The sequence below is a fragment of the Pseudomonas sp. FSL W7-0098 genome, assembly GCF_005930585.1.
Classification (GTDB): Bacteria; Pseudomonadota; Gammaproteobacteria; order Pseudomonadales; family Pseudomonadaceae; genus Aquipseudomonas; species Aquipseudomonas bubulae.
This window is the reverse complement of sequence record NZ_RXHW01000010.1, coordinates 23,576-46,035: the sequence shown is the minus strand read 5'-3', so window position 1 is coordinate 46,035 and position 22,460 is coordinate 23,576. Positions and strand designations below refer to the sequence as shown.

Below are 22,460 nucleotides of genomic sequence, written 5' to 3'. Positions count from 1 at the left end.
AACCTTGAAGCCGCTGCCGCAGTCTGCGACGGGTTGCGCAGCGACCCTGCTTTATCGAAGGTCCTGCGGCCCTTATCGCAGCCTGCGGCAGCGGCTTCAAGGAATATGCCTTACGGCAACTGGTTGCTGGCGTAGAACGCGCTCAGCACTTTGACCAGGTGAGCCAGGTCATGGCTGCCGGCCAGTTCGCGGATCGAGTGCATGGCGAAGGTCGGCAGGCCGATATCCACGGTGCGCACGCCCAGGTGGCTGGCAGTGATCGGGCCAATGGTCGAACCGCAACCCATGTCGCTGCGCACCACAAAACTTTGCACCGGGACTTCCACGGCCATGCACAGGTGGCGGAAGAATCCGGCGGTTTCGCTGTTGGTGGCGTAGCGCTGGTTGCTATTGACCTTGATCACCGGCCCGGCATTGAGCTTGGGCCCGTGATTGGCATCGTGCTTGTCAGCATAGTTGGGGTGAACGCCGTGGGCGTTGTCTGCCGAGACCAGCAGAGATTTCTGGATCGTGCGTACGTACTCGTCGCCCTCAGGCAACAGGCGCTGCAGGATTTGCTCCAGCATCGGGCCATCGGCGCCGCAGGCCGAGCACGAGCCGACTTCTTCGTGGTCGTTGGCCACGAACAGACAGGTTTCTTCGGTCTCGGTGGTGAGCAGGGCTTGCAGGCCTGCGTAGCAGGACAGCAGGTTATCCAGGCGCGCACCGGCGATAAAGTCGCCGTTGAGGCCGATCACCGCAGCGCTTTGGGTGTCGTAGAAACTCAGCTCGTAGTCCAGCACCACGTCGGCATTGAGGCCGTGCTCGCGGGCCAACTGGTCGGTGAGCAACGCGCGGAAGTCAACGCGCTCATCACCGGCCACCTGGGCCAGGATCGGCGGCAGTTCGGTCTGCGGGTTGATCGCCCAACCTTCGTTGGCAGTACGGTTGAGGTGGATCGCCAGGTTGGGGATCGTCGCAATCGGCGCCTTGAAATCGATCAGCTGGCTTTCGACCTGGCCATCGCGGCGGAAAGTGACGCGCCCGGCCAGGGACAAGTCACGGTCGAACCAGGGCGCGAGCAATGCACCGCCGTAGACCTCGACGCCCAATTGCCAGAAGCCCTGGCGTTGCAGTTCGGGTTGTGGCTTAACCCGCAGGCAGGGGCTGTCTGTGTGGGCGCCAACCATGCGGATACCGCCGTGCAGGGGCGAATGGCGACCCAGCTTGAAGGCGACGATGGAAGAGTCATTACGGGTGACGTAATAGCGGCCATTGGCTTCGGTGAACCAGGTTTCGCGCTCGTCGAGGCGCTGGTAGCCGGCGGCCTCAAGGCGCTGAACAAGACTGGCAGTGGCATGAAAGGGGGTAGGGGAGGCCTTGAGGAAGTCGATCAGGCCTTGGTTCAACTCTTCGCGCATAAGTTACTCCAGACAGCAAGGCCGCGAGTTTAGCGCATTGATCGCAAGATTTGGCTCTCTAATGCAGCTCTTGTGGGAGCGGGCTTGCTCGCGATGGCATCAGTGCGATGTTCCTGCAAAACCGCGTCGCCTGTATCGCGAGCAAGCCCGCTCCCACAAGGGGTGGTAGGTATTTAGAACGGTGCCGGGCACTCAAAGCGCAGGCGTTCACCGGTTTGCGGGTGGGTGAAGCTCAGCATGCTCGCGTGCAGGCACAAACGCGGCCATGCGGCCAGGGCTTGCGGGTGCGCATACAGGCCATCACCGAGCAGCGGGTGGCCGATTGACAGCATGTGCACGCGCAACTGGTGCGAACGGCCGGTAATCGGTGTCAGCTCAACGCGGCAGTAATCGCCACACCGCTCCAGGATCTTCCAGAAGGTCAGTGCGTTTTTACCGAATTCATGGTCAACCACGTGCCGGGGTTTGGTCGGCGGGTCGTAGCGCAGGGGCAGATCGATGCTGCCGCTGTCCAGCTCGGGCTGGCCCCAGGCTAGTGCGGTGTAGGCCTTTTCGGTTTCGCGGTCGTGAAACTGGCGGGAAAGCTCACGGTGAGTGTCAGCGTCCCGCGCCAGCAAAATAATACCGGACGTTTCCCAATCCAGACGGTGGACAATGCGCGCCTCGGGGTAGCCGTTTTCTTGCAGGCGGGTAATCAAACAGTCCTTGTTGTCATCGGCCCGGCCCGGCACCGAAAGCAGCAAGGTCGGCTTGTTGACCACCAGAACGCCAGCGTCCTCATGGATAATGTGAATATTGGACAACGGCATTAAAACAGCCTCTTGAAAAACGCCAACGGCGACAAAGGAGCCTCCCCTGCAGGGAAGGCACCGAGGTCGCCGTGGTGCCCGCCGGATCGATTAACGATCTGGCAGTGTGATGTTGAGTTCCAGAATCGAGCAGCTACCTTCGTTTTCAAGGGCGATCTGTACCGAATCGTCGCCGATGTTGACGTATTTGCGGATCACCTCGACCAGCTCTTTTTGCAGGGCAGGCAGGTAGTCCGGGGTGCTGCGTTGGCCACGCTCGTGCGCCACGATGATCTGTAGACGCTCTTTCGCCACCGACGCGGTTGTTGGCGTTTTGCGGGTACGAAAGAAGTCAAAAATGTTCATTGTTTAGTTGCCTCCAAACAGGCGCTCGAAGAATCCCTTCTTCTGTACATCAAGGAACCGGTGCTCCACGGTTTTGCCCAGCAGGCGATCAACGGCATCGCTGTAGGCCTGACCGGCGTCGCTTTGATCGTCAAGGATCACTGGCACGCCCTGGTTGGATGCCTTGAGAACAGCCTGGGACTCCGGGATCACGCCCAGCAGGGCCACGGCCAGAATCTCTTTGACGTCTTCAACGCCGAGCATTTCGCCTTTGGAAACGCGATCAGGGTTGTAGCGGGTCAGCAGCAGGTGTTCCTTGATCGGATCCTGGCCCAGTTCGGCGCGGCGCGACTTGCTGGCCAGCAGGCCCAGCATGCGGTCCGAGTCACGTACCGAGGACACTTCCGGGTTGGTCACGACTACCGCTTCGTCAGCGAAGTACATGGCCAGGTGGGCACCGGTTTCGATACCGGCCGGGGAGTCGCAGACCACGTATTCGAAGGTTTCCTTAAGCTCCATAAGAACTTTTTCGACGCCTTCCTTGGTCAGCGCGTCCTTGTCACGGGTCTGGCTGGCGGCCAGCACGTAGAGGTTTTCCAGGCGCTTGTCTTTGATCAGCGCCTGCTGCAGGTTGGCTTCACCGTTGACCACGTTGACGAAGTCATACACCACGCGGCGCTCGCAACCCATGATCAGGTCGAGGTTACGCAAACCGACGTCAAAGTCGACGATCACTGTTTTGTGGCCGCGCAGAGCGAGGCCGGTACCGATAGCGGCGCTGGTGGTGGTCTTACCCACACCACCCTTGCCGGATGTAACCACTAGAATCTTGGCCAAGGTGTTTCACCCCTAAGGAAAAAGGACTTTTTAGCCCCTGAATAACATCTCTATGAACGACTGCAGGTGAACAGCCTTGGCGGGTCATTGTTCAAGTCGCGTTTACGCTGTGTAAACGCTGCCTGATTGCTTGTCCCTACAAGGAAAAGTCTGTTTTCACTACGATTTTGAGATGCTTGGAAAATGGCGAGAGTATCCGTTAAAGCCGGGTGATGTTCAACATGTCACTTGACAGACTGATCTGAACACCTGTTCCCCACAGAGGATCCCGACGCAGGTCTTCGGATACCTTGTACTTGCCCGCAATTGACACTAGCTCGGCGCTCAGCTGCTGGCAAAAAATCCGTGCCTTGGTGTTGCCCTTGTGCCCGGCCAGTGCGCGGCCCCGCATAGGCCCGTACACATGGATGTTGCCATCGGCCATAAGTTCCGCACCGGGGCTGACTGAAGCGATCACCACCAGGTCACAGCCTTCGGCATACACCGTCTGGCCGCCGCGTACCGGGCTGGTGATGATCCTGGTCGGCTTGATCGCCGGCTCTGGCGGTTTTTCCGGTTTTTTTGCCTCGACCACCACTTCAACCGGATCAATCGGCCGCTCACGGGCGCCGGAGGGTGGCAGTACAGGCAGGTCGATGGCAATGGCGGCAGCGATGTCCTCGATGCGGTTGGCGCGAATGGCCAGGGTGCGCAGGCCATGTTGGCGGCAGACGCGCATCAGCCCCGGCAAATCGATGGCGCCTTCACTGGCGGGCAGCTTGTCCAGCGCCAGTACCAGCGGGGTATTGCTGAAAAAATTCGGGGCCTGGGCCACTTTGGCGGCCAGTTGGCGGTCCAGGGCTTCAAGGTTGTTGTGCGCAAGTTCCAGCACCGTGATGGCGAGCATACTGCCCTTAAGCTGGAACACGGGGGCTTGGTCTAGCGATTCGGTTTGGCTCATGGTTGCTTAACGCGACTTGTCACTTAAAGTGCTGAGACTTATAACGAGAACGCCGGCAGGCCGCAAGCCGGGTCTAACGATGTAGAATGGCCGACCCTTGTGTCTGTCCGGAATCATTAATGGATCGCCCGCGTTTTCGTGCCGCTTTTTTTCATCCGCGTTTCTGGCTGCTATGGCTGGGTCTCGGCGTGCTGTGGCTGGTCGTGCAACTGCCTTATAAAGTACAACTGTGTATCGGCCGTGGTCTCGGCGCCCTGATGTATCGGGTGGCCGGTGATCGCCGACGTATTGCCACGCGCAACCTTGAATTGTGTTTCCCTGAAAAGACCCGCGCCGAGCGCAAGCAGTTGCTCAAGGACAACTTCGCCTCGACCGGTATCGCCTTCTTTGAAATGGCCATGAGCTGGTGGTGGTCAAAACCGCGTCTGGCCAAGCTGGCCCATGTCGAGGGGCTGGAGCACTTGAAGCAGGCTCAGCTTGAAGGCAAGGGGGTAATCCTGATGGCATTTCACTTTACCACCCTGGAAATCGGCGCTGCCTTGCTGGGTCAGCAACACACCATCGACGGCATGTACCGCGAACATAAAAACCCGCTGTTCGACTTTATCCAGCGTCGTGGCCGTGAGCGGCACAATGTAGATTCGCTGGCTGTCGAACGTGATGACGTGCGCGGCATGCTCAAGCTGCTGCGCTCAGGGCGGGCGATCTGGTATGCGCCCGACCAGGACTACGGCGCCAAGCAGAGCATCTTTGTGCCTTTGTTCGGCATCCAGGCGGCCACCGTTACCGCCACCAGCAAGTTCGCCAAACTGGGCAAAGCGCAGGTTGTGCCCTTTACTCAACAAAGACTGGCCGACGGCAGTGGTTACAAGCTGGTCATTCATCCGCCACTGAGGGATTTCCCCGGAGAAAGCGATGAGGCTGATTGCCTGCGAATCAATCAATGGGTTGAGCGGGCGGTGCGTGAATGCCCCGAGCAGTATCTGTGGGCCCATCGCCGCTTCAAGACCCGCCCGCCCGGCGAGCCGAAACTGTACGACAAACGCGGCTGAGGCGGCCGCACTGGCGTGACTGCGGTTGCGCCGGTGACGGGCCTGATACTGTCTGGTGGTGGTGCGCGGGCGGCCTATCAAGTCGGCGTGCTGGCGGCGATTGCCGAGTTGCTGCCTGCCGGTGCCATCAACCCGTTCCCGGTGATTGTCGGGACGTCAGCGGGCGCGATCAATGCGGTCAGCCTGGCTAGCGGGGCGATGGATTTCACCCGCGCGGTCGAGCACCTGACCCTGTTCTGGCAGGGCTTTGAAAGCAGGCGCGTGCTACGCAGCGACTGGTCGGGGGTTTTGCACCAGGCCACGCGTTTTTTTGCTCACAGTCTGCTCGGGCTAGGCTCGCATGTGCCGGTGGCGCTGCTCGACAGTTCGCCCTTGCGCGATCTGCTCCAGGACCGGATCAACTTCCCCGGTGTTGAACAGGCGATTGCCGGGCATCACCTACGGGCTGTCGCGGTTACTGCATTTGGCTATTCTTCCAGTCAGGCGGTGACCTTTTATCAAGGCAAGGGCACCATCAATGGCTGGTTGCGCCATCGGCGCATCGGCATGCCCACCGCTTTGACGGTTGAACATCTGCTGGCCAGTTCGGCCATCCCTCTTCTGTTTGCCCCGGTCAAAATCGGCGAAGAGTATTTTGGCGATGGCGCAGTGCGGCAGTCGGCGCCAATCAGTCCGGCGCTGCATCTGGGAGCCAACCGGGTGCTGGTGGTGGGGGTGAGCGGCAACCCGCGCGGGCCGGACCTTCAGGCCGACCAGTCGCACTACTACAACGCTCAACAACCGACGCTGGCGCAAATTGGCGGGCATATGCTCAACAGTACGTTTATCGACAGCCTGGAAAGCGATATCGAGCTGCTTGAGCGGCTCAATCACTTCAGTCGCCTGCTGCCCAGGCAATCCGACAACCTCGGTTTGTCCCCCGTGGAGGTGCTGGTGATTGCGCCGAGCCAGCCTATAGACGAAATCGCGGCCCGCCATCGGCATGAGCTGCCGGCCGCGCTGCGCATGTTCCTGCGTGGCCCCGGTGCGACCAAAACCAGTGGTGCAGGGGTGCTCAGCTACCTGCTGTTCGAGGCGGGTTATTGTCGGGAGTTGATCGAGTTGGGGCGACGCGATGCGATGGCCAAGCGCGATGCGCTGTGCCAGTTTTTGCGGGTTTGAACTACTCGCTTTTGTAGCCGCTGCCGCAGGCTGCGATAAGGGCCGCCGGCCCTTCCTCGGGGTCGCTGCGCAACCCATCGCAATCTGTTGCAGCGGCTACAGGTTTACTCGGCAATCTGCAATTTGCGCGCTTCAGTGTAGATGTAACGCAGCTTGTCGTATTCGAATGGCGAGTCGAACTGACCATAACGGAAGCTGGTGGTATAGCGTTTGTCGACAGCGCCCAGCACCCAGATCTCGGGATGGCGAGTGCTCTCGTGCGGCACGTTCAGGAAGTTGATCTCCTGGTTGACGCCATAGTCGACCACCAGGCCCGTGGTGTCGCGCAGGTTCGACGGGCCAAGGATCGGCAGCATCAGGTATGCACCGCCGGGTACGCCATAAAAGCCCAGGGTCTGGCCGAAGTCTTCACTTTGACGGGGCAGGCCCATGGCTGTGGCCGGATCCCACAGCCCGCCGATGCCGATGGTCGTATTCAGCAACAAGCGCCCTGTGGTTTCCATCGAGCGATGGCCCTTGAGCTGCAGCAGGCTGTTGAACAGGTTGGGTACATCCCCCAGGTTGTTGAAGAAGTTGCTCACACCCGTGCGCAAAAAACTGGGCGTGACATAGCGATAGCCATTGACCACCGGGAGGAACACCCACTGGTCGAAGCGGTAGTTGAAATGGTAGATCCTGCGGTTGATCGGCTCCAGCGGGTCATAGATGCTCAGAGCGTTCATGGTGGCGCGCTCGAACTCACGCTGATCCAGGCCCGGATTGAACTTCAACAGTTTCAACGGCTGGGTAAACCCGTCGACATCGGGGGTCAGTTCCGTGTGAGCTTTGCTGTTGTCGGCTTGGGCGAAGCCGGCGCCGAGCAGGGCGGCGAGAAGCAATAATTGTTTAGCCACGGAAGAACTCCAGCATATCGTCAGCGTTGACTCGGTAATTGATGTTGCCGCAATGGCCGCCATAGGGGTAAACCGTCAGGCGATTACCGAAGGTTTTACGCAGGAATCCGAGGTCGCCAGGGCCCAGGATGATGTCGTCGGCGTTATGCATGACGGCAATCTTCGGGCTGTTTTTCAGGTAATCCTGCAGGGCGTACAGGCTGACCTGATCGATCAACTGCAGCAGGCTGCCGCCATCGGTCTTGGCGCGCCACATGGGGATCACTTGCTCGGTCAGGTAGCAGTCAAAGTCACACTGCAGCGAACGCTTGAGGAAAGGTGTCAGGCTGGTGCCTTCGGTGATCGGGTAGTTCGGCGGGGTGATCAGGCCACGGCGGTTGATCAGGTCCGAGGTGAACACGATATCGGCTGACGAGAAACGAAACACCGTGCCGATCAGCATGGCCATTTGCTCGTTGGTCAGGCGCTCCTTGGAGTTTTGCAGGTCATACACCAGTGCCGCATTGAGGTCGACCCGGCCTTTATCCTGGAAGTAGCGGGTCAGCTTGCCCAGCACCAGTTCGTAGAACGTGGTGGAGTTGTTGATGCCTTTGACCTCGGTCTGCACCAGCTTGTCGAGGTTGCTGATGGAGGTAAAGAGATTGACCGGCGGGTTGAGCATCAACACTTTTTTGAAGTTGAAGCTTTTGCGTGTTTCATCCAGGTGGCTGACAAAGGCAGCATCCAGCGCACCCAGACTATAACCCGCGAGGTAGTAGTCGGTAACGGGCAATTTGGCCTGTTGGGCGCGTACAGCCTGCATCACATGATACAAATCCTCGGCGTCGTACTGGCTGATGCCGGGCGTGGCCAGGCGCGAGGCCGAACTCATGAAGTCATAGCTGGTGGGCGAGGACAGCTGAACGACGTGATAGCCTTCCTGATAGAAGAGCTTTTTAAGGTATTCGTTGAGGCTGCTGTCGTACGCAGCACCGGTGCCGGCAATCAGGAACATCAAGGGCGCCGGGTGATCCTGTTTGGCCATGCGGTAAGTGAGCTTTTTCACCGCCCAGAAATTGGCCGGCAGTATGTGCTCACGTTCAGGGCGCAGGTTGAGGGTGTAGTCCGACTGGTTGATATCATCTTCGTCGGGCAGCAGCGGGCGCATTTGCGGCGGAGTGGTGGCGATCGTAGCTTCAAACGGATTGGTTATCGGGTAGCCATACGTTGCGGGGTCGACATCGACCGCCTGCGCGGACGCACTCAAGATAAGGCCGCCCAGTAAGGCAGCGAAGGGCAGAGAACGGAGCATGGAGGCTATCCCTAAATAAGATGCGCAAAAGTTTCGCAGGCTATGACCACAGGGCTCGTACTGAAGTGCCATTCAATGGCACTAAATAATTCCCCAAACAGTCCCGAACAGGCAAAAAGTCACTCAAGATACACGCTGAATGACTTTAGTTAACAGATATCTGATTGCAAGGCTTGTATAGCTGTAGATGGGGATTAAGCTGGGCGCCGTTTTTGCCTATCGGAGTTTGTTATGCGACCTCGTTTGCCGTGGATCTTGCTGCTTATCGCTCTGCCTGTATGGTTGCTCGCCAGTTATGGGCTGCGATACGGCTTGATGGAGGACTCGCAGTGGGTGGGGACCTGTGTGGCAGAGGCTGCGCGCTGGGAATGCCAGTTGCGGGCAAACCTGGGCTTGTTGATTCATTTCCGGGTATTGGGCTGGGTCGCGCTGGTGCTGTCGATTATTGCTTTTTGCGTGCGTGGTCGTGTCGGCTGCGCACTGGCGGTGCTGGCCCTGCTGTTCGGCCTGCCCGCACTGGCGTTGTATAACGCCAGCCTCGCAGTGTTTGCCGTGGTGATCGCCGGGTTGCGCCTGGTGCGGGCCGCGAAGTAAGAGTTTGAAACATTTGTGGGAGCGAGCCTGCTCGCGAAAGGTCTTTGAGGCCTTCGCGAGCAGGCTCGCTCCCACAGGGGGATTGCACTAGAAAGGTGTCATGCGCGCTTGCGCACACTGCGCCACAGCGCCATCACCATCAGTACGCTGACCAATGCCCACATCCAGGCCTGTTCATTGTGCAGGCCTTCGCGGTACAGCTGCACCGGTATGCCTGCCCCGATGATCAAGGCCAGCAGGCCGAACTCACGGCGCGGGCCGCCCACCGGGCGTAGCAGATAAACCAGTGCAGGCAGGAGCAGGGCGGCACTCGGGAAACTTCGATAGCGCGGTTCAAACACCAGCCCAAGCATCATCACCGCTGCGGCAAACCCGGCGGCTGCCAGCCACCAGCCCGCACGGCGCTCCAGTGCGTTGAACAGGCGTTCTCGCCAGCCGTCTTTCTGGCCCAGGGCCAATGCACCATGGGTCAGTACGATCAGGTTCAGGCCAACCAGCAAGCCAGCCCATAGCCACTCGCCAGCAAAGCGGCTGGTGACTGACGCCAGCTCGGCCCATGCCACGATGCTGCATCCCGCCATCGCACCCAGTGCTGGCAGTGTCAGAGCGGCGCGTTTTGTACGGACCCGGCCGCCAGTCAGCAGTGTGCCCGCAAACAGGACGGCGCCAAAGCCCAGCCAGACCGGCCAGTGCGGCAGGTTGGATACCGGGCCGGCGAGGATACCCTTGTCCTGGCGATCGGCATCAAACAAACCCCAGTAACCGCCTACCGCCCCCTCGCTGCCACGCTTCCAGGGTTGGTCGAAGGCTTCGATCAGGTTGTACTTCCAGCCGTTTTGTTCGGCCATAGTGACAAATCCACGAATGAATTTTGCTTCGTTCACCCGGCTTGGCTGGGCAGTTTCCCGCTGGCGACCTTCGCTCGGCCAGCCGGTCTCGCCGATCAGGATATCTTTGGGGGCGAACTTGTTGCCGAATACCTGGCGAACCTGCGCTACATGTTGTACCGCCTGGTCAATGCCGGCAGGGTCATCTTCCCAGTAAGGCAGCAGGTGGATGGTCAGAAAGTCCACGGCCGGGGCAATTTCCGGGTGTTGCAGCCAGAACTCCCAAACGTCTGCATACGTCACCGGTTGCTTGACCTGGCTTTTCACCTTGTCGATCAGCCGGACCAGCTGCGGGGCAGTGACCTCCTTGCGCAGCAAGGCTTCGTTACCGACTATCACTGCGCTGACCACATCCGGGTTGGCATTGGCTGAAGCGATCAGGGCTTGCACTTCCTGCTCCGTGGCCACGGGGTCGCGGCTGACCCAGGCGCCTGCCATCAGCTTGAGCCCGTGTTTGCGTGCCAGCTCGGGCAGAGTTTCAAGGCCCGCCTGGGAATAGGTGCGGATGCATTGAAAGCGCGTGGCCAGCAACGCCAGATCGGCATCCAGACGCTCTGCCCGTGGCACAAAAGGCTGGTCGAACGGCGACTGGTCCTTATCGAACGGCGTATAGGATGCACATTGCAGTTTATGGGTCGGTGTTGCTGCATCGGGCAATATCACCGGTTGGCCCAGGCCGTACCAGAAGCCGGCAATGGCAAATGCGCCCAGCAGGCAGGCAAGGAGATAAGGCAGCACGGGGAAGCGGACAGTCGCAGACATGGTCGGGCCGTATGGGAGCAAAGCCGCGCATCTTACCTGCAATTGAGCAGGCGCAGCGCCTGTGTATGATTTTGACATCTAATGTTTGTCAGTCAGGCCGTCCAGCGTCCGCACGCATCAATTTGGCTGTGATCGCCATGTCGCTGCTGGTTGTATGGGGGTCGTCGTCAGAGCAGGACGCTAAACAGGCGCGGTTGATTATCCGGAGCAAGTGATACGAGGCTGTAAAGCCTTGCAGGAATCTTGAAGTGGCCCGGCACTCGTCGGGCCCGGCACTGTGGGGAATCAAAGATGAAGATGCGACGAATTTTGAGCGCAGGAGCAGTCTTGGTGCTGGCGATGAGTGCGGGTTTGGCGAGCGCGCAGAACAAACCGACCCTGAATATAGGTTATGTGGATGGCTGGTCCGACAGCGTGGCCACCACCCATGTCGCAGCAGAGGTGATTAAACAGAAGTTGGGTTATGACGTGAAATTGATGCCGGTAGCCACCGGCATCATGTGGCAGGGGGTGGCCACGGGCAAACTCGATGCCATGTTGTCCGCCTGGTTGCCGGTGACCCACGGCGAATATTGGACCAAGAACAAGGACAAGGTGGTCGATTACGGGCCCAACTTCAAAGATGCAAAAATTGGCCTGATCGTGCCTGAATATGTAAAGGCACAGTCGATTGCTGACTTGAAGGGCAGCGATGAGTTTAAAAACAAAATTGTCGGTATCGATGCCGGGTCGGGTGTGATGCTTAAAACCGATGAGGCCATCAAGGATTACGACCTCAAGGGTTACAAGTTGCAGGCAAGTTCCGGGGCGGCCATGACCTCGGAGCTTGGGCGTGCCTATGCCAAGAACGAACCGATTGCCGTCACCGGCTGGGTGCCGCACTGGATGTTTGCCAAGTGGAAACTGCGTTTTCTTGAAGATCCCAAAGGCGTTTATGGTGCCGCAGAAACCGTTAACAGCATCGGCAGCAAGGAGCTGAATAAAAAAGCGCCGGAAGTTGCGGCATTTCTGGAGAAGTTTTCCTGGAATTCAAAAGACGAAATTGGTGAGGTGATGCTGGCCATTCAAGAAGGTGCCAAGCCTGAAGTGGCGGCCAAAGAGTGGGTTGCCAAACACCCGGAGCGTGTTGCCCAGTGGACCGATAAATAATCGCGAAGCGTCTAGCTCGCAGTACACAAGACCGCCTGGTGTTTTCGCCAGGCGGTTTTTGCATTTTCGGGCGGGGCAATGGTTGTCATCGTCCTTGCAGACTAGGTAAACCGGGGGCTGCAGCAAATCAGAGGCTCTACTACTAAAGTCGTCTGGAATAGAATTTGCGCCGCCCTAATAGTGAAAACGTTCCATCTCATCTGTGCTGCGAGGACAAAAATAATGAACGACAGCATTTATATCTCGATTCAAAACAGCCCGCGCTTCAAGGAGCTGGTAAAAAAGAGAGAGCGTTTTGCCTGGCTTCTTTCGGCAATCATGCTCGGGTTATATGCCGCTTTTATCCTGTTAATTGCTTATGGGTCACACATCATGGGGACCAAACTGAGTCCCGATTCGTCCATTACCTGGGGTATTCCGATTGGTGTGGGGCTGATTGTTTCGGCCTTTATCCTGACCGGTATCTATGTACGCAGGGCCAATGGCGAGTTTGATGAGCTGAACAATGCAATTCTCAAGGAGGCTGGGCAATGATCGGGCGCTTATTGGCAACGCTGGGCGCTACAGCCCTTGCACCGGCAGTTTGGGCGGGGGAGGCCCTGACTGGAGAAGTGCAAAAACAACCGCTCAATATTTCGGCGATCATCATGTTCGTCGTCTTTGTGGGTGCGACCCTGTGCATTACTTACTGGGCATCGAAACGCAACAAGTCGGCAGCCGACTACTATGCAGCTGGCGGCAAGATTACCGGTTTCCAGAACGGTCTGGCGATTGCGGGCGACTATATGTCGGCAGCCTCCTTTCTGGGTATTTCCGCGCTGGTGTACACGTCCGGCTATGACGGCCTGATCTATTCGATCGGCTTTCTGGTGGGCTGGCCCATCATTCTGTTCCTGATTGCAGAGCGTCTGCGCAACCTGGGCAAATACACCTTTGCCGACGTGGCCTCGTACCGTTTGGGGCAAACCCAGATTCGCTCGTTGTCAGCCTGTGGTTCGCTGGTGGTGGTAGCGTTCTACCTGATTGCGCAAATGGTCGGTGCCGGCAAGCTGATCCAGTTGTTGTTTGGTCTGGATTACCACGTTGCGGTGATCCTGGTAGGTATCCTGATGTGCATGTATGTGTTGTTCGGCGGCATGCTGGCAACTACCTGGGTGCAGATCATCAAGGCGGTCATGTTGCTGTCGGGTGCCACGTTCATGGCCGTGATGGTCATGAAGCATGTGAACTTTGACTTCAACGCACTGTTCGCCGAAGCAGTGAAGATTCACCCTAAAGGTGAAGCAATCATGAGCCCGGGCGGGTTGGTCAAAGATCCTATCTCTGCATTCTCCCTCGGTTTGGCCCTGATGTTCGGTACTGCTGGCCTGCCACATATCCTGATGCGCTTCTTTACCGTGAGCGATGCCAAGGAAGCGCGCAAGAGCGTGTTCTACGCAACGGGCTTTATTGGCTACTTCTATATCCTGACCTTTATCATCGGTTTTGGCGCAATCATCCTGGTCAGTACCAACCCGGACTTCAAGGACGCGGCTGGCGCCTTGCTGGGTGGTAACAACATGGCGGCTGTGCACCTTGCGGACGCGGTTGGCGGCAGCATGTTCCTGGGCTTTATTTCGGCAGTGGCTTTCGCCACCATTCTGGCGGTTGTTGCGGGGCTGACCCTGGCGGGCGCTTCTGCGGTGTCCCATGACCTGTATGCCAGCGTGATCAAAAAGGGCAAGGCCAACGACAAGGAAGAGATTCGGGTCTCGAAGATCACCACTATTGCATTGGCGGTACTGGCAATTGGCTTGGGTATCTTGTTTGAAAGCCAGAACATCGCGTTTATGGTGGGCCTGGCGTTCTCCATTGCTGCGAGCTGCAACTTCCCGGTCTTGCTGCTATCCATGTACTGGAAAAACCTGACCACCCGTGGCGCCATGATAGGCGGCTGGATGGGGCTGGTAAGCGCGGTTGGCCTGATGATCCTGGGCCCGACCATCTGGGTGCAGATCCTGCATCATGAAAAGGCCATCTTCCCTTACGAGTACCCGGCGCTGTTCTCCATGATCATCGCGTTTGCGGGTATCTGGTTCTTCTCCATTACGGACAAGTCCAAATCGGCAGAGAAGGAGCGTGCGTTGTTCTTCCCGCAGTTTGTGCGTTCGCAGACGGGGTTGGGGGCGAGCGGTGCGGTGGATCATTAATCCGTAATAGACAGTATGTTTAATCGAATCCCCCTGTCGCAAGGCAGGGGGGATTTTTTTGTGCCTATTCTCGCTGTGCAAGTGCGAAGTTCCGTAGCAGCTGCTACAAGACGCACACACAAAAAAATACGGCCTCTATAAATAGAGGCCGTATTGTCTGCAGTCAGGGCACTATCGTGGGATATGCCTTACTTGCGGTCTTCCAGCTTGGTGATGTCACGCTGCTCGTAGCCGGTGTACAGCTGGCGCGGACGGCCAATCTTGTACGGGCTGGAGAGCATTTCTTTCCAGTGCGAGATCCAGCCCACTGTACGGGACAGGGCGAAGATCACGGTGAACATGCTGGTCGGAATGCCGATCGCCTTGAGGATGATCCCCGAGTAGAAGTCGACGTTCGGGTACAGCGAACGTTCGATGAAGTACGGGTCGGTCAGGGCGATCTCTTCCAGGCGCATGGCCAGTTCGAGTTGCGGATCGTTGGTGATGCCCAGTTCCTTGAGAACTTCGTCGCAGGTCTTTTTCATGACAGTGGCGCGTGGGTCACGGTTTTTGTAAACCCGGTGACCGAAGCCCATCAGCTTGAACGGATCGTTTTTGTCCTTGGCCTTGGCGATGAACTTGTCGATGTTGGACACATCGCCAATTTCGTCGAGCATGGTCAGCACGGCTTCGTTGGCGCCGCCGTGGGCAGGGCCCCACAGTGCAGCGATACCGGCAGCAATACAGGCGAACGGGTTGGCACCCGAAGAACCCGCCAGGCGCACGGTAGAGGTCGACGCATTCTGTTCGTGGTCGGCATGCAGGATAAAGATCTTGTCCATTGCCTTGGCCAGTACCGGGCTGATCGGTTTGATCTCGCACGGCGTGTTGAACATCATGTGCAGGAAGTTTTCGGCGTAGGTCAGGTCGTTACGCGGGTACATCATGGGTTGACCCATGGAGTACTTGTAAACCATCGCTGCAAGCGTCGGCATCTTGGCAACCAGGCGGATCGCGGAAATTTCGCGATGCTGCGGGTTATTGATGTCCAGGGAGTCGTGGTAGAAGGCCGAGAGGGCGCCGACTACACCGCACATGACCGCCATCGGGTGGGCGTCACGACGGAAGCCGTTGAAGAAAGTCTTCAACTGCTCGTGAACCATGGTGTGGTTCTTCACGGTGCTGACAAATTGAGCCTTCTGCTCTGCGGTCGGCAGTTCGCCGTTCAGCAGCAGGTAAGCGGTCTCAAGGTAGTCAGAGTGTTCAGCCAGCTGTTCGATCGGGTAGCCACGGTGCAGCAGGATACCGTTGTCACCATCAATATAGGTGATCTTCGACTCGCAAGATGCGGTCGACATGAAGCCAGGGTCAAATGTGAATCGGCCCGTGGCCGTCAGGCCTCGCACATCGATTACATCGGGACCCACGGTGCCAGTTAAAATGGGCAGCTCGACGGGGGCTGCGCCCTCGATGATCAACTGCGCTTTTTTGTCAGCCATGTGGCCTCCTATTTATGCTTGAAATCATCAGACAGACCCCCCACGCAGGGCCCGCACCACTATAGTGAGATAAATTCGAATGTCAATTTGCCTAAAGTCTTGCTGTACAAGGCTTTGAGAAGCGTTTTTTCGCGAATATCCCAGCCGTTTACGCCTTTTATGCCAAGAGCGCAATGCGCTATTAGGGGGTGGGTGTTTGCGTTGTCATTAGTAACCTAACTGTCTATACTCGGCAGCCGACCGCCAGAGGCTTTTGGGCCTGTTTAGATGGGGGTCGTCACTCCCGGGTGGTGGGTACCTGACCAGTGCGCATCCCAACAAACTTGCCCTGATTGTTAGGGGCTCTTCAGTGTGAAAAAAGCCGTGAATAGCCAACGACCTGTAAACCTAGACCTAAGGACCATCAAACTCCCCATCACCGGCGTTACGTCATTTCTGCACCGTGTATCGGGCATCATTCTTTTTCTCGGCCTGGGCATCATGCTTTATGCATTGAGCAAATCCCTGGGTTCCGAAGAAGGTTATGCCGAGGTGAAGGCATGCTTGACCAGTCCGCTGGCCAAATTCGTTGCGTGGGGCCTGCTCTCTGCCTTGCTGTATCACCTGGTTGCCGGTGTGCGCCACTTGATCATGGACATGGGCATCGGTGAGACGCTTGAAGGCGGCCGACTGGGCTCGAAAATCGTAATCGTCATTTCCGTGGTGATGATTGTTCTGGCGGGAGTTTGGATATGGTAACCAGCGTTACGAACCTGTCGCGTTCGGGCCTCTATGACTGGATGGCACAACGTGTGTCTGCGGTTGTTCTAGCGGCTTATTTCATCTTCCTGATCGGGTACCTCGTTGCGAACCCTGGCATTGGCTACGCCCAATGGCATGAGCTGTTCGCAAGCAACTGGATGCGTATTTTCAGCCTGCTGGCCCTTGTTGCTCTGGGCGCACACGCCTGGGTCGGCATGTGGACCATCGCGACCGACTACCTGACGCCAATGGCGCTGGGCAAGTCCGCAACAGCAGTACGTTTCCTCTTCCAGGCAGTCTGCGGCGTTGCAATGTTCGCTTACTTCGTCTGGGGTGTGCAGATTCTTTGGGGTATCTGATTCATGGCTAACACAGTTAATACACTTTCGTTCGACGCCATCATCATTGGCGGCGGCGGTGCCGGCATGCGCGCTGCTCTGCAGCTGGCTCAAGGCGGTCACAAGACTGCTGTAATCACCAAGGTTTTCCCGACTCGTTCGCACACCGTATCGGCCCAGGGTGGCATCACCTGCGCGATCGCGTCTGCAGATCCAAACGATGACTGGCGCTGGCACATGTACGATACCGTCAAGGGTTCCGACTATATCGGTGACCAGGACGCTATCGAATACATGTGTTCCGTAGGTCCGGAAGCCGTGTTCGAGCTCGAGCACATGGGTCTGCCGTTCTCCCGTACCGAACAGGGTCGTATCTACCAGCGTCCTTTCGGCGGTCAGTCCAAGGACTTCGGCAAAGGCGGCCAGGCTGCCCGTACTTGCGCTGCAGCCGACCGTACCGGTCACGCGCTGTTGCACACCCTGTACCAGGCCAACCTCAAGGCCGGCACTGTATTCCTGAACGAATACTACGGTGTCGATCTGGTTAAGAACGAGGCTGGCGATTTCGTCGGCATGATCGTTATCTGCATCGAAACCGGTGAAACCTCTTACGTTCGCGCTAACGCGACCGTACTGGCGACTGGCGGTGCAGGCCGTATCTACTCGTCCACCACCAACGCCCTGATCAACACCGGCGACGGTATTGGCATGGCGCTGCGTGCTGGCGTGCCGGTACAGGACATCGAAATGTGGCAGTTCCACCCGACCGGTATTGCCGGCGCCGGTGTACTGGTTACCGAAGGTTGCCGTGGTGAAGGTGGCTACCTGATCAACAAGCATGGCGAGCGTTTCATGGAGCGTTATGCTCCGAACGCCAAAGACCTTGCTGGTCGTGACGTTGTTGCTCGCTCGATGGTTAAGGAAATCATCGCGGGCAACGGTTGCGGTCCTGATGGCGACCACGTAATGCTGAAGCTCGATCACCTCGGTGAAGAAGTGCTGCACAGCCGTCTGCCAGGTATCTGCGAACTGTCGAAAACGTTCGCACACGTTGACCCGGTATTGGCTCCGGTTCCAGTGGTTCCGACTTGCCACTATATGATGGGCGGCGTTGCCACCAACATTCATGGTCAGGCGATCACTCAGGACGCCGACGGCAACGACCAGATCATCCCTGGCCTGTTTGCAGTAGGTGAAGTGGCTTGCGTATCCGTACACGGTGCCAACCGTCTGGGCGGCAACTCGCTGCTCGACCTGGTGGTATTCGGTCGTGCTGCCGGCCTGTTCCTTGAGCAGACCCTTAAAGAAGGCGTTGATTACGCTCGTCCACGCCAGTCCGACATCGACGCTGCCCTGGCACGTCTGGACGGCCTGAACTCGCGTACCGACGGCGAAGACGTGGCAACCCTGCGTAAAGAGCTGCAAAGCTGCATGCAGAACTACTTCGGTGTATTCCGTACCGGCGAATACATGCAGAAGGGTATTGCCCAGCTGGCTGATCTGCGCAAGCGCATCGCCAACGTGAAAATCAACGATAAGAGCCAGGCGTTCAACACGGCCCGTATCGAAGCCCTTGAGCTGCAAAACCTGCTCGAAGTGGCTGAAGCGACTGCAATCGCTGCTGAAGTTCGTAAGGAATCGCGCGGTGCTCACGCCCGTGAAGACTTCGAAGATCGTGACGACGTTAACTGGCTGTGCCACACCCTGTACTTCCCGGGTGACAAGCGCGTAGCCAAGCGTGCGGTGAACTTCTCGCCGAAAACCGTTCCGACCTTCGAGCCAATGGTTCGTACTTACTAAGGGTGGCCGATATGTTGAAAGTCAGTGTTTATCGTTACAACCCTGATCAGGACGCCGCTCCGTTCATGCAGGAATTCGAGGTCAATACCAACGGTAAAGACCTGATGGTGCTGGACGTACTGGCCCTGATCAAAGAGCAGGACGAGGGTTTCTCCTATCGTCGCTCTTGCCGTGAGGGCGTTTGCGGCTCCGACGGCATGAACATCAACGGCAAGAACGGCCTGGCGTGTGTAACGCCGCTGTCCGCTGTAGTTAAAGGCAACAAGCTGATCGTTCGTCCACTGCCAGGTTTGCCGGTTATCCGTGACCTGGTCGTCGATATGAGCATCTTCTACAAGCAATACGAGAAAGTTAAGCCGTTCCTGCAGAACGACACGCCGGCTCCGGCCATCGAACGTCTGCAATCACCAGAAGAGCGTGAAAAGCTCGACGGTCTGTACGAGTGCATCCTGTGCGCTTGCTGCTCGACCTCGTGCCCGTCCTTCTGGTGGAACCCGGACAAGTTCCTGGGCCCTGCTGCACTGCTGCAAGCCTATCGTTTCCTGGCTGACAGCCGTGACACCAAGACCAGTGAGCGCCTGGCTTCGCTGGATGACCCGTTCAGCGTATTCCGCTGCCGCGGGATCATGAACTGCGTAAACGTGTGTCCGAAGGGCCTGAACCCGACTAAGGCCATCGGTCACGTGCGTAGCATGCTGCTGCAAAGCGGCGTGTGATCCAAAGCAGTACCGCAGCACCGCTGTAACCGTAGATGCTACGGCGCAGGCTTCAACCGGCGCCGTAGTTTTAACCTGAGCAACAGCTCATAAAGCTGCGGCTCTTATTTTGAAGAAATGAGACCAGCAGGGGCATCCGGGCTGGTACCCGGACTATCAGCGTGATCCTAAGTGGCTTGTTTTAGTCGCTGTATTCGGACTTTCTCAAGCATGCTCTGGTGTTCTCGTCGATGGTGTCCCCTAACCGAGGGTGACCAAGCATGCAAGAAAGCGTGATGCAGCGCATGTGGAACAGCGGCTATCTTTCAGGTGGTAACGCTGCCTATGTGGAAGAGCTCTATGAGCTCTACCTGCACGACCCTAACGCTGTGCCAGAAGAATGGCGCACCAAATTTCAGACGTTGCCTGTTGAAGGCAACTCTGCCAACGATGTTTCGCACTCCACAATCCGCGACCATTTCGTGCTGCTGGCAAAGAACCAGCGCCGCGCTCAACCGGTTTCTGCCGGGAGCGTGAGCAGTGAGCACGAGAAGAAGCAGGTTGAAGTGCTGCGATTGATCCAGGCCTATCGGATGCGCGGCCACCAGGCAGCCCAGCTTGATCCGCTGGGGCTGTGGCAGCGTCCTGCACCTGCAGACCTGTCGATCAATCATTACGGCTTGACCAATGCCGATCTTGATACGACCTTCCGTGCCGGCGACCTGTATATCGGCAAAGAGGAAGCGAGCCTACGCGAAATTCTCGAAGCGTTGCAGCAGACATATTGCCGCACCATTGGCGCAGAGTTCACGCACATCGTCGATTCCGAGCAGCGCCACTGGTTTGAACAGCGCCTCGAAAGCGTACGCGGCCGCCCGACTTACTCGGCTGAAGTCAAAAGCCATCTGCTTGAGCGCGTGACTGCTGCTGAAGGTCTGGAAAAGTACCTGGGGACCAAATACCCGGGCACCAAGCGTTTCGGCCTGGAAGGCGGCGAAAGCCTGATTCCTTTGCTGGACGAGCTGATCCAGCGTTCGGGCAACTACGGCACCAAGGAAATCGTTATCGGCATGGCCCACCGTGGTCGCCTGAACGTATTGGTGAACACCTTCGGCAAGAACCCGCGCGAGCTGTTCGACGAGTTCGAAGGCAAGAAAAAGATCGAGTTGGGTTCCGGTGACGTTAAATACCACCAGGGCTTCTCCTCCAACGTCATGACTGCCGGTGGTGAAGTTCACCTGGCAATGGCGTTTAACCCCTCCCACCTGGAAATCGTTTCTCCAGTGGTTGAAGGGTCTGTACGCGCTCGCCAGGACCGTCGTAACGACAGCACCGGCGAAAAGGTACTGCCAATTTCCATCCACGGTGATGCTGCCTTCGCAGGTCAGGGCGTGGTCATGGAAACCTTCCAGATGTCGCAGACTCGCGGCTTCAAGACTGGCGGTACGGTTCACCTGGTGATCAACAACCAGGTCGGTTTCACCATCAGCAATCCGGAAGACTCCCGTTCTACCGAGTACTGCACTGACGTCGCGAAAATGATTCAGGCGCCGATCCTCCATGTCAATGGTGATGATCCGGAAGCCGTATTGTTCGTGACTCAGCTGGCTATCGACTACCGCATGCAGTTCAAGCGTGACGTCGTGATCGACCTGTTCTGCTACCGCCGTCGCGGTCACAACGAGGCCGATGAACCAAACGGTACCCAGCCGCTGATGTATCAGCAGATCGCCAAGCAGCGCACCACCCGTGAGCTGTATGCCGAGCGCCTGACACAAGAGAAAGTGGTGGACGCAGAACGCGTTCAGGCCAAGATCGACGAATACCGCAACGCGCTGGACAACGGCCTGCATGTTGTGAAAAGTCTGGTCAAGGAACCGAACAAAGAGCTGTTCGTGGACTGGCGTCCGTATCTGGGCCACGCCTGGACTGCGCGTCACGACACCCGTTTCGATCTGAAAACCCTGCAAGAACTGTCTGCCAAGCTGCTGGAAATTCCAGAAGGCTTTGTGGTTCAGCGCCAGGTTGCGAAGATCTACGAAGATCGTCAAAAAATGCAAGCCGGCGGCCTGCCGATCAACTGGGGTTATGCCGAAACCATGGCATATGCAACCCTGCAGTTCGAAGGTCACCCGATTCGCATGACCGGTCAGGACATTGGTCGCGGTACGTTCTCGCACCGTCACGCCGTGTTGCACAACCAGAAAGATGCTGGCACCTATATTCCCCTGAAGCACCTGTTCGAAGGTCAGCCTCGCTTTGACCTGTACGACTCGCTGCTGTCCGAGGAAGCGGTCCTGGCGTTCGAATACGGCTATTCCACCACCACGCCTAACGCGCTGGTGATCTGGGAAGCCCAGTTCGGCGACTTCGCCAACGGCGCCCAGGTTGTAATCGACCAGTTCATCACCAGCGGTGAGCACAAGTGGGGCCGTCTGTGCGGTCTGACCATGCTGCTGCCACACGGTTATGAAGGTCAGGGCCCGGAGCACTCCTCTGCACGTCTTGAGCGTTACCTGCAATTGTGTGCCGAGCACAACATTCAGGTGTGCGTACCGACCACTCCGGCACAGATCTACCATCTGTTGCGCCGTCAGGTTATCCGTCCGCTGCGCAAGCCGCTGATCGTCCTGACACCGAAGTCGTTGCTGCGTCACAAACTGGCAATCTCGACCCTGGAAGATCTGGCCGAAGGTTCGTTCCAGACCGTTATTCCGGAAATCGATGCGCAGGATCCGGCGAACGTCGGTCGTATCGTGCTGTGTAGCGGCAAGGTCTACTACGACCTGTTGGAAAAACGCCGTGCCGAAGGTCGTGATGACATCGCTATCGTGCGTCTTGAGCAGCTGTACCCGTTCCCTGAGGACGACTTGATTGAAGTCCTGGCTCCGTACAAAAACGCCAAGCATATTGTCTGGTGTCAGGAAGAGCCGATGAACCAGGGTGCCTGGTACTGCAGCCAGCATCACATGCGCCGCATCATCAGCGGTCACGACAAGTCGCTCGTACTCGAGTACGCGGGCCGTGACGCTTCTGCTGCACCTGCTTGTGGTTACGCATCGATGCACGCTGAGCAACAGGCAAAACTGTTGCAAGACGCGTTCACTGTTTAACGCCTTC

20 protein-coding genes are annotated in these 22,460 nt (G+C 57.7%); 11 read left to right on the top strand and 9 right to left on the bottom strand.

The annotated features are described in order from the left end of the window. Positions 1–110: 110 nt before the first annotated feature. The 5 genes from FHL07_RS18215 to minC form a co-directional block, all read right to left on the bottom strand. Positions 111–1,400 (bottom strand): M18 family aminopeptidase, encoded by a 1,290-nt coding sequence (locus tag FHL07_RS18215; RefSeq protein ID WP_095002127.1) that lies wholly within the window; start codon positions 1,398–1,400, stop codon positions 111–113. 173 nt (positions 1,401–1,573) lie between these two features. After that, the gene (locus FHL07_RS18210) at positions 1,574–2,209 is read right to left on the bottom strand and encodes an RluA family pseudouridine synthase (protein ID WP_095002126.1); all 636 of its coding nucleotides are present in this window, start codon (positions 2,207–2,209) and stop codon (positions 1,574–1,576) included. A 90-nt stretch (positions 2,210–2,299) separates the two neighbouring features. Beyond that, positions 2,300–2,554 (bottom strand): cell division topological specificity factor MinE, encoded by a 255-nt coding sequence (gene minE, locus FHL07_RS18205; RefSeq protein WP_016780154.1) that lies wholly within the window; start codon positions 2,552–2,554, stop codon positions 2,300–2,302. Positions 2,555–2,557: 3 nt separating this feature from the next. Then, entirely contained in the window at positions 2,558–3,370 is an 813-nt protein-coding gene (minD, locus tag FHL07_RS18200) for a septum site-determining protein MinD (RefSeq protein ID WP_029611321.1), read from the bottom strand. Between the two features lie 199 nt (positions 3,371–3,569). Further along, the gene (minC, locus tag FHL07_RS18195; RefSeq protein ID WP_095002125.1) at positions 3,570–4,310 is read right to left on the bottom strand and encodes a septum site-determining protein MinC; all 741 of its coding nucleotides are present in this window, start codon (positions 4,308–4,310) and stop codon (positions 3,570–3,572) included. Positions 4,311–4,429: 119 nt separating this feature from the next. Here minC and FHL07_RS18190 point away from each other — a divergent pair, with 119 nt between their 5' ends. Together FHL07_RS18190 and FHL07_RS18185 are read left to right on the top strand one after the other, a co-directional pair. Next, on the top strand, positions 4,430–5,362 hold the full coding sequence (locus FHL07_RS18190) for a lipid A biosynthesis lauroyl acyltransferase (RefSeq protein WP_095002124.1): 933 nt from the start codon (positions 4,430–4,432) through the stop codon (positions 5,360–5,362). Between the two features lie 15 nt (positions 5,363–5,377). After that, positions 5,378–6,523, top strand: coding sequence for a patatin-like phospholipase family protein (locus FHL07_RS18185; RefSeq protein ID WP_138738758.1), 1,146 nt, complete (start codon positions 5,378–5,380; stop codon positions 6,521–6,523). 104 nt (positions 6,524–6,627) lie between these two features. Here the strand turns inward: FHL07_RS18185 and FHL07_RS18180 are convergent, their stop codons facing one another. Then, positions 6,628–7,416 carry an MlaA family lipoprotein gene (locus FHL07_RS18180; RefSeq protein ID WP_095002122.1) on the bottom strand — a complete coding sequence of 263 codons (789 nt, stop codon included), beginning with the start codon at positions 7,414–7,416 and terminating at the stop codon, positions 6,628–6,630. Beyond that, complete coding sequence (locus tag FHL07_RS18175; protein ID WP_095002121.1) at positions 7,409–8,707, bottom strand: serine/threonine protein kinase; 1,299 nt, start codon at positions 8,705–8,707, stop codon at positions 7,409–7,411. Before FHL07_RS18175 ends, FHL07_RS18180 begins: the two co-directional genes overlap by 8 nt. Before the next feature lie 231 nt (positions 8,708–8,938). On the opposite strand from FHL07_RS18175, the gene FHL07_RS18170 reads away from it, so the two are divergent. Next, positions 8,939–9,301 carry a hypothetical protein gene (locus tag FHL07_RS18170; RefSeq protein WP_095002120.1) on the top strand — a complete coding sequence of 121 codons (363 nt, stop codon included), beginning with the start codon at positions 8,939–8,941 and terminating at the stop codon, positions 9,299–9,301. Positions 9,302–9,399: 98 nt separating this feature from the next. On the opposite strand, the gene FHL07_RS18165 is transcribed toward FHL07_RS18170, so the two are convergent. Next, entirely contained in the window at positions 9,400–10,950 is a 1,551-nt protein-coding gene (locus FHL07_RS18165) for a glycoside hydrolase family 17 protein (protein WP_138738757.1), read from the bottom strand. Between the two features lie 291 nt (positions 10,951–11,241). Here FHL07_RS18165 and FHL07_RS18160 point away from each other — a divergent pair, with 291 nt between their 5' ends. From FHL07_RS18160 to FHL07_RS18150, 3 genes are all read left to right on the top strand, one after another. Continuing rightward, positions 11,242–12,099, top strand: a complete 858-nt coding sequence (locus FHL07_RS18160; RefSeq protein WP_095019110.1) for a glycine betaine ABC transporter substrate-binding protein — start codon at positions 11,242–11,244, stop codon at positions 12,097–12,099. 222 nt (positions 12,100–12,321) lie between these two features. After that, positions 12,322–12,633 carry a DUF485 domain-containing protein gene (locus FHL07_RS18155; RefSeq protein WP_095002117.1) on the top strand — a complete coding sequence of 104 codons (312 nt, stop codon included), beginning with the start codon at positions 12,322–12,324 and terminating at the stop codon, positions 12,631–12,633. Continuing rightward, positions 12,630–14,288: a cation acetate symporter gene (locus FHL07_RS18150; protein ID WP_095002116.1), complete on the top strand. Its 1,659-nt coding sequence runs from the start codon at positions 12,630–12,632 to the stop codon at positions 14,286–14,288. The genes FHL07_RS18155 and FHL07_RS18150 overlap by 4 nt, the downstream gene beginning before the upstream one ends. Before the next feature lie 188 nt (positions 14,289–14,476). Here FHL07_RS18150 and gltA read toward each other — a convergent pair whose 3' ends face one another. Continuing rightward, positions 14,477–15,766 carry a citrate synthase gene (gene gltA, locus FHL07_RS18145; RefSeq protein ID WP_095002115.1) on the bottom strand — a complete coding sequence of 430 codons (1,290 nt, stop codon included), beginning with the start codon at positions 15,764–15,766 and terminating at the stop codon, positions 14,477–14,479. Between the two features lie 351 nt (positions 15,767–16,117). On the opposite strand from gltA, the gene sdhC reads away from it, so the two are divergent. The 5 genes from sdhC (at position 16,118) to FHL07_RS18120 (ending at position 22,453) form a co-directional block, all read left to right on the top strand. Further along, entirely contained in the window at positions 16,118–16,504 is a 387-nt protein-coding gene (gene sdhC, locus FHL07_RS18140) for a succinate dehydrogenase, cytochrome b556 subunit (protein ID WP_019828563.1), read from the top strand. Next, the gene (gene sdhD, locus FHL07_RS18135) at positions 16,498–16,866 is read left to right on the top strand and encodes a succinate dehydrogenase, hydrophobic membrane anchor protein (RefSeq protein WP_003446906.1); all 369 of its coding nucleotides are present in this window, start codon (positions 16,498–16,500) and stop codon (positions 16,864–16,866) included. The genes sdhC and sdhD overlap by 7 nt, the downstream gene beginning before the upstream one ends. A 3-nt stretch (positions 16,867–16,869) precedes the next feature. Then, positions 16,870–18,645 carry a succinate dehydrogenase flavoprotein subunit gene (gene sdhA, locus FHL07_RS18130; protein ID WP_016780168.1) on the top strand — a complete coding sequence of 592 codons (1,776 nt, stop codon included), beginning with the start codon at positions 16,870–16,872 and terminating at the stop codon, positions 18,643–18,645. Positions 18,646–18,656: 11 nt separating this feature from the next. Then, complete coding sequence (locus FHL07_RS18125; protein WP_016780169.1) at positions 18,657–19,361, top strand: succinate dehydrogenase iron-sulfur subunit; 705 nt, start codon at positions 18,657–18,659, stop codon at positions 19,359–19,361. Positions 19,362–19,621: 260 nt separating this feature from the next. Continuing rightward, positions 19,622–22,453 (top strand): 2-oxoglutarate dehydrogenase E1 component, encoded by a 2,832-nt coding sequence (locus tag FHL07_RS18120; RefSeq protein WP_020467780.1) that lies wholly within the window; start codon positions 19,622–19,624, stop codon positions 22,451–22,453. The last annotated feature ends 7 nt before the right edge of the window (positions 22,454–22,460 follow it).

What these genes read in the sequence shown, in the direction of transcription:
- FHL07_RS18215 (WP_095002127.1), bottom strand. Translation starts at nt 1,400, where the DNA reads ATGCGCGAAGAGTTGAACCAAGGCCTGATCGACTTCCTCAAGGCCTCC.
- FHL07_RS18210 (WP_095002126.1), bottom strand. Translation starts at nt 2,209, where the DNA reads ATGCCGTTGTCCAATATTCACATTATCCATGAGGACGCTGGCGTTCTG.
- minE (WP_016780154.1), bottom strand. Translation starts at nt 2,554, where the DNA reads ATGAACATTTTTGACTTCTTTCGTACCCGCAAAACGCCAACAACCGCG.
- minC (WP_095002125.1), bottom strand. Translation starts at nt 4,310, where the DNA reads ATGAGCCAAACCGAATCGCTAGACCAAGCCCCCGTGTTCCAGCTTAAG.
- FHL07_RS18190 (WP_095002124.1), top strand. Translation starts at nt 4,430, where the DNA reads ATGGATCGCCCGCGTTTTCGTGCCGCTTTTTTTCATCCGCGTTTCTGG.
- FHL07_RS18175 (WP_095002121.1), bottom strand. Translation starts at nt 8,707, where the DNA reads ATGCTCCGTTCTCTGCCCTTCGCTGCCTTACTGGGCGGCCTTATCTTG.
- FHL07_RS18170 (WP_095002120.1), top strand. Translation starts at nt 8,939, where the DNA reads ATGCGACCTCGTTTGCCGTGGATCTTGCTGCTTATCGCTCTGCCTGTA.
- FHL07_RS18165 (WP_138738757.1), bottom strand. Translation starts at nt 10,950, where the DNA reads ATGTCTGCGACTGTCCGCTTCCCCGTGCTGCCTTATCTCCTTGCCTGC.
- FHL07_RS18160 (WP_095019110.1), top strand. Translation starts at nt 11,242, where the DNA reads ATGAAGATGCGACGAATTTTGAGCGCAGGAGCAGTCTTGGTGCTGGCG.
- FHL07_RS18155 (WP_095002117.1), top strand. Translation starts at nt 12,322, where the DNA reads ATGAACGACAGCATTTATATCTCGATTCAAAACAGCCCGCGCTTCAAG.
- FHL07_RS18150 (WP_095002116.1), top strand. Translation starts at nt 12,630, where the DNA reads ATGATCGGGCGCTTATTGGCAACGCTGGGCGCTACAGCCCTTGCACCG.
- gltA (WP_095002115.1), bottom strand. Translation starts at nt 15,766, where the DNA reads ATGGCTGACAAAAAAGCGCAGTTGATCATCGAGGGCGCAGCCCCCGTC.
- sdhD (WP_003446906.1), top strand. Translation starts at nt 16,498, where the DNA reads ATGGTAACCAGCGTTACGAACCTGTCGCGTTCGGGCCTCTATGACTGG.
- sdhA (WP_016780168.1), top strand. Translation starts at nt 16,870, where the DNA reads ATGGCTAACACAGTTAATACACTTTCGTTCGACGCCATCATCATTGGC.
- FHL07_RS18125 (WP_016780169.1), top strand. Translation starts at nt 18,657, where the DNA reads ATGTTGAAAGTCAGTGTTTATCGTTACAACCCTGATCAGGACGCCGCT.
- FHL07_RS18120 (WP_020467780.1), top strand. Translation starts at nt 19,622, where the DNA reads ATGCAAGAAAGCGTGATGCAGCGCATGTGGAACAGCGGCTATCTTTCA.